Consider the following 9,303-nt stretch of genomic DNA (forward strand, 5'->3'; position numbering starts at 1 on the left):
CAACGACCAAATCTTTGTTCAGCAAGTTTTAATCGCGTTGTGTCCGATTCCGGACAATTTTACTGCAACTTTGTCCTGGCTTCATCGAGGAGGTGATGGAGAAATGGAGTTGGCTGGCAGCAGCATTTCGTATCGCTTTCCCGTTGCATGACTATCCGTTGCGCAGATTGTGCTTAGCATCGACGCGCTCTGGAGCTGATTCTAGCCGTGACAATTCGAAGAAATCGCGTTGCTTTTACCGTTCTAAATGCTAAATCAGTTACGACCGAATTCTTCAGTGTGTTTGGGTGAACAACGCGGAGAGCAGTTACTGAAATCGTTAAGCTAGAAAATCGGTTCGCGACGACGGTTTCCGTTTCGCCAACCTTTCTGGCGATGCTAATATTGCAAGCAGCTCTTTGCGTCGAGAGCTTCGTTTTCTTCGATGATTTCGAGCTTGCGATCGAGGATCTTTCGAAGCTTTTTATTCGGATACACCTTCTTGGTTCTAGTAGAGCAGTGATTGGAAAAGTTGGAGAGAACGCGACGATCGGGGCTTTGCTGGAAACCTACGCCCGTTCCCGGCAGAACGTAATAGCGTTACATTGCGGCACTGTCGAGTTGACCTTTCGTGAGTTACTTGATCGTGTGTATGAGGTGGCGAACGATGTCATGACGGACATCCCCGATGAAGTTGTTGGCCTGCTCGTTGAAAACCCAATTGATCAAATCGTTGGGATGCTCGCCGCTCTTCACGCGGGACGATTTTATTGGGTGATTCCGCCTGCCGCCAGTGACGAATTTATCCTGAAGAACTGTTGCAAGCTCAATTGCAGTACGGTCGTTGTTGACGGTTCTTCCGCTTTGCGAGACGAATTGGTACGACAAAATATCCGACTCTTGGAATGGCCACAAACTCACAGGGAAAACGCATCGAGCGCATCACTTGCAGAGGCAGTAAAGAGCTGCAGTCGTCATGCCGCCGGAGCATGTTATTCAACGTCAGGTTCAAGCGGTGAACCGAAAATTATCCGACGCACGCTTGATCAGATTCGAGATCGGGTTAATCTCTATGCGAGCGAATGTGGATTTTCATCTGAAGATCGATTTGCGCTGATGACTCATCCGGGCTTTGTTGCCGCGGAAGGAGATATCTATGGTAGCCTGCTGCGCGGGGCTGCTCTCTATCTTGTCAATACGTTGGATCTGACATTCCCGCAGTTTTCGGATTGGATGCGAAGTAATGCAATTACGGTGGTTCATCCCCCCATTCCGTATTTTGAACGATGGTGTGAGTCATGGCGTGATGTTGAATCGTTTCCACAGCTGCGTTGCGTGCTATTGGGGGGTGGCGCGGTGTCGCCGAAGGCGATCAAAGGAATTTGGAATCAAGTTGCGGAAGACGCGCTCATTCATCACCGCTATTCGTCGACAGAGGCCGGCCCCGTAGCTCGATTTGTTTTGCGTTCAGGCACACGCGTAGCGAGCCAATATTTGCCGATGGGTCGTCCCTTTCCTTTCATTGACTGGAGAGTCGAGAATGATGGAAGTTCGGCTGGCAAGCAAGGTGAACTGCTGTTGAAAAGTCCATACTTGTCGGCCGATGCGCCGGTCGATAGTCAGGGATACTACCATACCGGTGATTGGGTGGAGGTGAAAAGGTCGCAGCTGTTTTTTTTAGGTCGCCGAGACCAGATGGTAAAAGTGCGAGGTTACCGAGTCCAACTGGATGATGTCTCACACGTGATTGCGGATCGTGAAGGCATCGTCGACGCGCGAGTTATCGCTCATCGTGGTCGGTCCAATGTTGTGCGACTCTTCGCTTTCGTTGTCATGGAAACTCCCGATCCTTCTACGACAGAATTGCATCAGGAGTTACGTGAGGCGTTGCCGCCCCATTGTGTTCCAACGCAGGTGATTGCGCTGTCGGAGATGCCGAAGACTCCGACGGGGAAGCACGACGTTCAACGCCTGACCAACCAATTAGCCGAACGGCCCGAACTTTCTGAGCAGCTAGTCGGAGACATAGGGCAAATGCTGGAAAGCTTTTGGCGATCCACTTCGGGCTGGATCGGATCCATTGATCGGCAACAGACACTGGTTGAGCAAGGTGGTGACTCCTTAACTGTGCTTGAGTTTTTGGTGCTGATTGAAAAGTCATTGAAGGTGACTCTCACGCCGATCGATCTGATTCGTTACCCAACTCTTGTCGAGCTGGAAGAATACGTCGAAGCGAGGATGGACAGCTCAGGGTCGGGAGCTGAATTAGCGCCGGACCCAAGTATCTATCCGTTGAATCAAGAAGGTTTTACCCCGGTGGTCTGTTTTCCGGCAGGTGCCGATTTAGCACTGCGACATTATGACCTCGCGAAGGAGCTTGATGGGAAGTTGTCACTCTACCTGTTGTATCCTTGTGGCCATGATGGGAAATCTCCACCGCTGCGAAATATCGAGCAACAAGTCGACTATTACGTCGGCAAAATACGATCTCGATTTGGAAATACACCGGTTGTACTCTGTGGATTCTCACTGGGAGGAATCGCTGCCTATGCCGTAGCAGCCTCCAACAGATTAAATGTTCATCACTTGTTACTGCTCGACAGTCAACTCTATGAGCGTCGGGTTTATCGACGTCAGTCGGGGCCGTTGATGCGTTTGCGAAGTATCATCCGCCATCGCGACAAATTTTTGCGGTCATTTCACGCTAGGTGGTCCAGCAGATGGGCAAGATGGCGCGGAAGACCATATCCGATTAGGCATCGTCAAGCCTATTTTGTTCATCTGAATAAGCAAGTTCGACGTGGCTTCAAGATGAAGCCCTATTACAATTCAGTACATTTTCTGGGTAGTAATGGTTACGACGGCGAAGGATTCGAACTTCGTGTGAAGCCGTGGAGACAACTCTGCAAGGGCGAACTGGTACTTTCGTTTGTTGATACGGACCATCTTCGAATCTTTCGATACCCGCATGTAAGCGAAACAGCTAGGTTGATTTATAAACATACCGAAACTCTTAAGCCGTTTCATGAAACGTAAAACTAATTTCGAAACGAATCCATTCCACCTCGCACTGATCTTGGGGGGTGTTTCGCTGATCTTGATCGGACAGTTTTGGGGAGAATGGCCCTTTAGTCAAATATCGGTCTATCGAAACCCATTGCCAGATGGGTTGAGGATTCACAGACATTGCGTTGCGGTCACCTCGGAGGGGCAGCTTGATGTTGTTCGGCTGGAAAACGTTGACTTTGAAATTGTTAGACTGCATTCGCGTGCCCATCAGCATGCGCGAAACGAGAGCGATCGTCAGCGATCCTTGAAAGCCTTGGCGGATTACGTTGTTCGAGTAACCCCACCTTTTTTTCATTTTCACGGATTAAAGATGTACTTGGTGACCTGGGACATTGACGCGGGAAGAATTATTGATGAACGGGTTGTTGACGAATTCAAAGTTTTTGGTGGTTCCAAAGATTAAATGGTCCCCGCTGGGGGACTTGTTCGGGGAAATAAATGCAACCTGTCTTCATGAAAAAAATAGTTGATCGATTTTCGGTGTTGCGAAAAATCCAGAAATGGTACTGGCAAAAGCTCAATTCCTGGAGATTTAAGCGGAAACTTGAGCGGTTAGGTCGAGAAAATAAACTACCGGTTCTGGTCTATCAAATGGCCAAGGTGGGTTCGCGGTCGGTTGTTCAATCGTTCCCCACGCCGAAATATCCATTCGCCGTTCATATCCATCGTCTGCACGCCAAAGGGATCGACAAGAAAGTAGCCGATCTTCGTCGGATGAAGCTGAATGTGGCGGGGCACTATTGGCAGGGTAAGGCAGTCTATCAAAGTGTGATCAAACGCCACCGACCCTTCAAAATGATCACGCCCGTCCGCGAGCCGATTGGACGGAATCTGTCTTTTTTCTTCGAGCGATTTGAATACGTCGTCGGGATGCCGTTTTCGGAGTCGACGCACTCCGTCAAGGAATTGACCGACATTTTCTTGAGCAACGCGAGTTTTTTGAATCGTTTATCCTGGTTCAATGACGAGTTTCGAGTTTCTCTTGGTGTTGATATCTACGAGCACCCGTTCCCCCAAGATCTCGGATTTAAGCGGATACGCTGTGGAAACGGCGAGGTTCTACTGTTGAAAATTGAACTTGAAAACGAAGTCATAGAGAAGTGCATTGCTGATTTTCTTGACGAACCTGGATTTGAACTTGCAAAGGCGAACACGGCTTCATCCAAGGAATATGCAGAGACTTATCGGTTGTTCTGCAGTCAAGTGGTGCTGCCCGCGACCTACATCAATCAAATGCTTGATTCCCGTTACACCAAGTATTTCTACACCGTCGAAGAAATTGCCCGGTTGAGAGAGAAGTGGTTTCAACGATTAATGTGATTCAAGAAATAGTTGCACGACTGGACAAGTATTTTCGTACCGATGGCAGCTCCAAACGGCTTGGTATTTGTCGAGCAGGTTTTTACACCTGGTATTTGTGCCAACTTGTTTTCTATCATCCCATCGAGTTCACGAGACTGCCGGTCGAGTACTGGCAGCCGGTAGCATCCTTGCAGTGGTTCTCGGCTCCGACGCCCGAGCAAATGATGGTTGCTGTGATGGTGTTAAGCATCAGCTTGGTAGCGGCCATACTGGGCGTTGGGACACGCCAGTCCACTGTTGTCGTCGCAGTGGTTGGTACATTTGTGATCGGTGCGATCAATAGCTATGGCCGAGTCGATTTTCATTGGTCTCCGCTGATTGTCACCGCATGGATTTTGGCGCTTTCAAGGTGCGGAGATGCGTTTTCGATCGATGCGATGAAAGGATGGCGAACATCTTCACCATCGACTGGGGCCTATTGTTGGCCGATTCGCTTAGCACAAATCGTGCTCGTCGCGTTCATGTTCGGTGCCGGATGTCATAAATTGTTCGCCGGATGGCTGTTACATCCTGCGGAAATTATGCGTTTTGTTTTCCGCGTTAAATATTTCGCACAGGCTCAAATGAAAGGTAGCGATCTGTCAGATATTGTACTCTGGGTCTCTGACATGCCGCTGTTACTAGCAATTCTGGGAATCAGCACCGTTGTTTTGGAAATCGGTTGCGTTTTGGCGTTGAACGACAAATGGAAGATCGTTCGCGTTGTATTCATTGGTGGACTGTTCACGATGCAGCTCATCTTGGCGCTGGTTTTACAGACTCTTACAACGTTTCCCTGGTTGGCGATGTATGTTTTTTGGCCAAACTGGTGTCGTCGTACCCAATTGCGCATTTGAAACCCTAATTTGTCTTGCGATGCTATCGGCAGTCGCAGTGCCGAACGTTGAAACTAGCTGACTCGAAGCTTGCACCGCATGCCCGATAGATACCGGTGTGCGATGGATCCGAGCATCTGGAATTTCATCTGAACGATTGGATCGCTTGCAATCTCGCGTAGTACAGGTGTTTGGGATTTCGCTCAGGGAGCGACTGGAAATGGGTCGCCTTCCCCCCCCGAGTGATTTTCGGCATCGAAAACCGAGTGCTACGTCGAGACATCGACCTGTTTTGTTGGTTACACTGATCGGTAGGGGGAAGTCGCTGCAGACGTTATCCGATAAGTTTCACAACTAGTCTATGATAGAGATAATGGCGATGTTTAACATGCCGCTGTTTAGTACGGTGCGACCCACACCGTTTTCTTGGCCTACCAGCCGTTTACTCTTCGCGTTATCGGTGGGGGCGATCCTGCTGGCCACCAACGTACAGGTGTTGGAAGCTGTCGTTTTCCAGGCGCAGGGTGAGATGGCCGGTGAAGTGGAAACGGATAGCGTCATTCTACAGTCCCGTTTGACGTCAAGTGAGGAGCTTGCTGGAGGGGATGTGCCGGGTACAAGCGGAGAGGCGCGATTCGAAATTGCGGAGCACCAGGACTTTCGAGAAGCTCGACTTACCGAATGGTTAAAGGCCGTACCGGGCAATGACTTTATCGTGAAGGTCAAGGTCGCTGGCCTGCAACCTGGGAAACAGTATTTCTATCGACTGATTTATGGTCCTGATCGCGAACAGATCAAGACTGGCCCAGTCTGCTCTTTTCGTACTCTGCAAGGAAGCGAGGGGACAGAGTCGGTCAGTTTTGTGGTTGTGACCGGAATGAATTACATGTCTTTTCATTACGGAAAACTTCAGGATGGAGTGCGAAACGGAGCGGGAGCTTATCAAGGCGAAGATAAACAGTTCGGGTATCCGGCTCTCTCAACCATCATGAAAATGAAGCCGGATTTTTTCGTCGGAACCGGCGACAACATTTATTATGACAGTCGGGATGATTGGGAAGCGACGGATCGTCGATCGATGCGGCGAAAGTGGCATGCGCAGTTTGTGCAGCCACGCTTTGTTGAACTGTTGCGCCACGTCCCCACCTATTGGGAAAAGGATGATCACGATCATCGCTATAATGACTGTGATTGTGAGGGCGACCGGCCTCCGCTCAGTGACTTGGGGATTCAGATTTTTCGCGAGCAATTGCCGGTTGTTGATCCGCTTGATGCCCAAGCGAAGACCTATCGGACCCATCGAGTAAACCGTCACTTGCAGATTTGGCTAGTGGAGGGACGTGATTACCGTAGTCCAAACACGATGGTTGATGGGCCAGAGAAGACGCTTTGGGGCGCTGATCAAATGGTTTGGTTGAAGCAAACTCTGCTTGAAAGCGATGCGACCTGGAAGTTGCTTATTTCGCCGACTCCGATGGTTGGTCCCGACGATGCTTACAAGATCGACAACCATACGAACCATCAGGGGTTTCGGCATGAGGGGCGTGCCTTCTTTGACTGGATTAAGGAGCAGCAACTCGATCAAAACGGATTTCATGTCATTTGCGGTGACCGACATTGGCAATATCACTCGGTTGACCCTACAGGAATCGAAGAATTCTCCAGCGGTGCCCTGGTCGATTCCAATTCCCGAATTGGTCGCAGTCCGGGCGATCCGAAATCGACTGATCCCGAGGCGAAGATCCGACAACTGCATTTTCAGACCGAAGCATCGGGTGGATTTCTTCGCGTCTTGGTGACGGCGAATGGCAGTCTTCGTTGCGAATTTTTCGACGAACAGGGCGAGAATCTTTATCGCATCGAAAAGGAGCCACCGGAAGCTCTGCGAGTGTTGGGGAAGAATGCCAAAAACCAATTGCGTGATTACCTACTCCAACGTATTCACCAGCAATACGATGCGCGACGTCACACCGTGGTTAATAGGCTTGCCTCACGGGAGTCACTGGAACAACGGCAGGCTCATTTGCGAGATCGACTTCGCACTCTTGTTGGTGATTGGCCCGAGAAGTCACCCTTGCAGGCGCGAACCACGGGCAGGTTGAAAGGTGACGGCTTTCAAATCGAAAAAGTGGTTTTTCAAAGCCGCCCCAACCATTATGTCACCGCCAATTTGTATCTTCCTGACGGCGACGGTCCTTTTCCCGGAGTGTTGATTGCTTGTGGCCACAGCTCTTATGGTAAGGCTTACCCCCAATACCAGACCGCAGCAATGCTGATGGCGAAAAATGGGATGGTGGCTTTGGTCTACGATCCCATTGGTGGAGGAGAACGGCGTTCCTATTTGAGTGGTCCCCGCAATTCACCGCTGCAACACAAATTGGACAACGTGAATTCCGTCTTGGTGGGTCGGACCGCAGTAGGGTATCAGGCTTGGGATGGACTCCGCGCGGCAGATTACTTGATGAGTCGGGTGGAAGTGGATCAAAACAAATCACTCGGAATGACCGGCAATTCAGGGGGCGGTGCGCAGACCATGCACTTGATGGCACTGGATGATCGCATCGGGCCAGCAGCGCCTTGTTGTCACATCACGAGCCTGGAACGAAACTTTGAACTGGGGAGTGCCGGAGATGGTTGCCAGTCCGCACCGTTGACAGGAGCACTCGGGATTGATCACCCGGATTTCTTTGTCATGCGAGCACCTCGGCCCACGATAATTCTTGCTGCTGAACAGGATTACAAAGACATCCGATTCACCCGGAAGACGTTCGCTGAGGCTCGGGAAACTTATGATTTGCTCCAGCGGGCCGATCGCATGCAAATGTTTGCCTTCAACGATAAGCATTCGTTCAGCCAGCCTCGCCGTCAAGCGGCGACCCAGTGGATGCGGCAATGGTTGTTGGGCGATTCAAACCCCGTGATAGAACCCGAGTTGTCGACATTTGAAGAAAAAGAGCTTTGGGTTACAGAATCAGGGCAGGTCCTTCGTGAGTTTCCCGATGCCGTCTCTGTGGCCGCTTTGAATCTAAGCCGAGCGCACGAGTTGGCTTCGGCACGTAAGGATTTTTGGCAAACGCACGAAATTCCTGAAGCATTGAAGAAGGTCCGTGAATTGGCTGGTATTGCCGAAATGATCGGTCCGACCGAAATTGAACGCTGTGGCCAGATCGATCGCGGTGATTACCGACTTGAAAAACTAATCCTGCGTCGCGATGGAGAGGTTGCCGTTCCCGCCTTATTGGCTCGAGCGACGCCCACGGTGAAAAAATCGCCAGTCGTTCTTTTTGTGGATGGGGCGGGTAAGGCGTTTGGAGCTTATCCCGGGGGACCGGTCGAGAAACTTGTGCGGTCCGGGAAGACGGTGCTCAGTCTCGATTTGCGCGGTTTTGGAGAAACATCTGATCCTCCTAATCCGATCATTTATGTAGCTGGCGACCACCGGCCCGCGATGTGGTCAATGCATCTGGGAAAAAGTTTGCTTGGTCAACGTGTGGAGGACATCATGGCCGCGTTGGCTTGTGTTCCACGTCTGATGGAAATGGAGGGGACAATGAAGGTTGATCTTGTCGGTGTCGGAAAAGCAGGGCCGGTTGCGCTTCACGCTGCCTGCTTGGATTCTCGCATCGATCGATTGACGCTGCGGGAGTCAATTAGTAGCTGGGTGGAAGATGTGGTAGCACAACCACGTGACCTTCACGTCATCAGTCACGTTGTGCCATCGGCCCTTAAGTTTTATGATCTCCCTGACCTTGTGACGCTACTTGGAGATCGACTGGCCCTAGAATGAAAAAGAGGGCCGTGGAACTCTTGACATAGTTCCTCTCTGATTTCTCTAACAACGGCTTCTTTCGGTGACTCGCCCTGCTCTATTTTCCCGCCGGGAAATTCAAATTTACCTGAGAGATACTCAAACTTCCCAGTACCACGTTGCACCGCCAAAATCTCATTTGAGTGCTTGATGGAGTTCCCCAGGAATCGTGGGCGCTCATTCAAGAGTTCCACGGCCCTCTTTTTCATTCTAGGGCCAGTCGATCTCCAAGTAGCGTCACAAGGTCAGGGAGATCATAAAACTTAAGGG

5 protein-coding genes are annotated in these 9,303 nt (G+C 50.6%); all 5 read left to right on the plus strand.

Annotated features, from left to right (window positions below; genetic code table 11):
- Nucleotides 1-498 precede the first annotated feature (498 nt).
- The 5 genes from P8N76_26495 (at nucleotide 499) to P8N76_26515 (ending at nucleotide 9,012) form a co-directional block, all read left to right on the plus strand.
- Complete coding sequence (locus P8N76_26495) at nucleotides 499-3,015, plus strand: AMP-binding protein (protein ID MDG2385249.1); 2,517 nt, start codon at nucleotides 499-501, stop codon at nucleotides 3,013-3,015.
- Complete coding sequence (locus tag P8N76_26500) at nucleotides 3,005-3,451, plus strand: hypothetical protein (protein MDG2385250.1); 447 nt, start codon at nucleotides 3,005-3,007, stop codon at nucleotides 3,449-3,451. Before P8N76_26495 ends, P8N76_26500 begins: the two co-directional genes overlap by 11 nt.
- Before the next feature lie 50 nt (nucleotides 3,452-3,501).
- Nucleotides 3,502-4,368, plus strand: a complete 867-nt coding sequence (locus P8N76_26505) for a putative capsular polysaccharide synthesis family protein (GenBank protein ID MDG2385251.1) — start codon at nucleotides 3,502-3,504, stop codon at nucleotides 4,366-4,368.
- A complete protein-coding gene (locus P8N76_26510) occupies nucleotides 4,347-5,246 on the plus strand; it encodes a hypothetical protein (GenBank protein MDG2385252.1) in 900 nt (299 codons plus the stop codon). Before P8N76_26505 ends, P8N76_26510 begins: the two co-directional genes overlap by 22 nt.
- Before the next feature lie 358 nt (nucleotides 5,247-5,604).
- Entirely contained in the window at nucleotides 5,605-9,012 is a 3,408-nt protein-coding gene (locus P8N76_26515) for an alkaline phosphatase D family protein (protein ID MDG2385253.1), read from the plus strand.
- The last annotated feature ends 291 nt before the right edge of the window (nucleotides 9,013-9,303 follow it).

The sequence above is a fragment of the Pirellulaceae bacterium genome, from assembly GCA_029243025.1.
In the GTDB taxonomy this organism is placed as follows: Bacteria; Planctomycetota; Planctomycetia; order Pirellulales; family Pirellulaceae.

What these genes read in the sequence shown, in the direction of transcription:
- P8N76_26515 (MDG2385253.1), top strand. Translation starts at nt 5,605, where the DNA reads ATGTTTAACATGCCGCTGTTTAGTACGGTGCGACCCACACCGTTTTCT.
- P8N76_26505 (MDG2385251.1), top strand. Translation starts at nt 3,502, where the DNA reads ATGAAAAAAATAGTTGATCGATTTTCGGTGTTGCGAAAAATCCAGAAA.
- P8N76_26500 (MDG2385250.1), top strand. Translation starts at nt 3,005, where the DNA reads ATGAAACGTAAAACTAATTTCGAAACGAATCCATTCCACCTCGCACTG.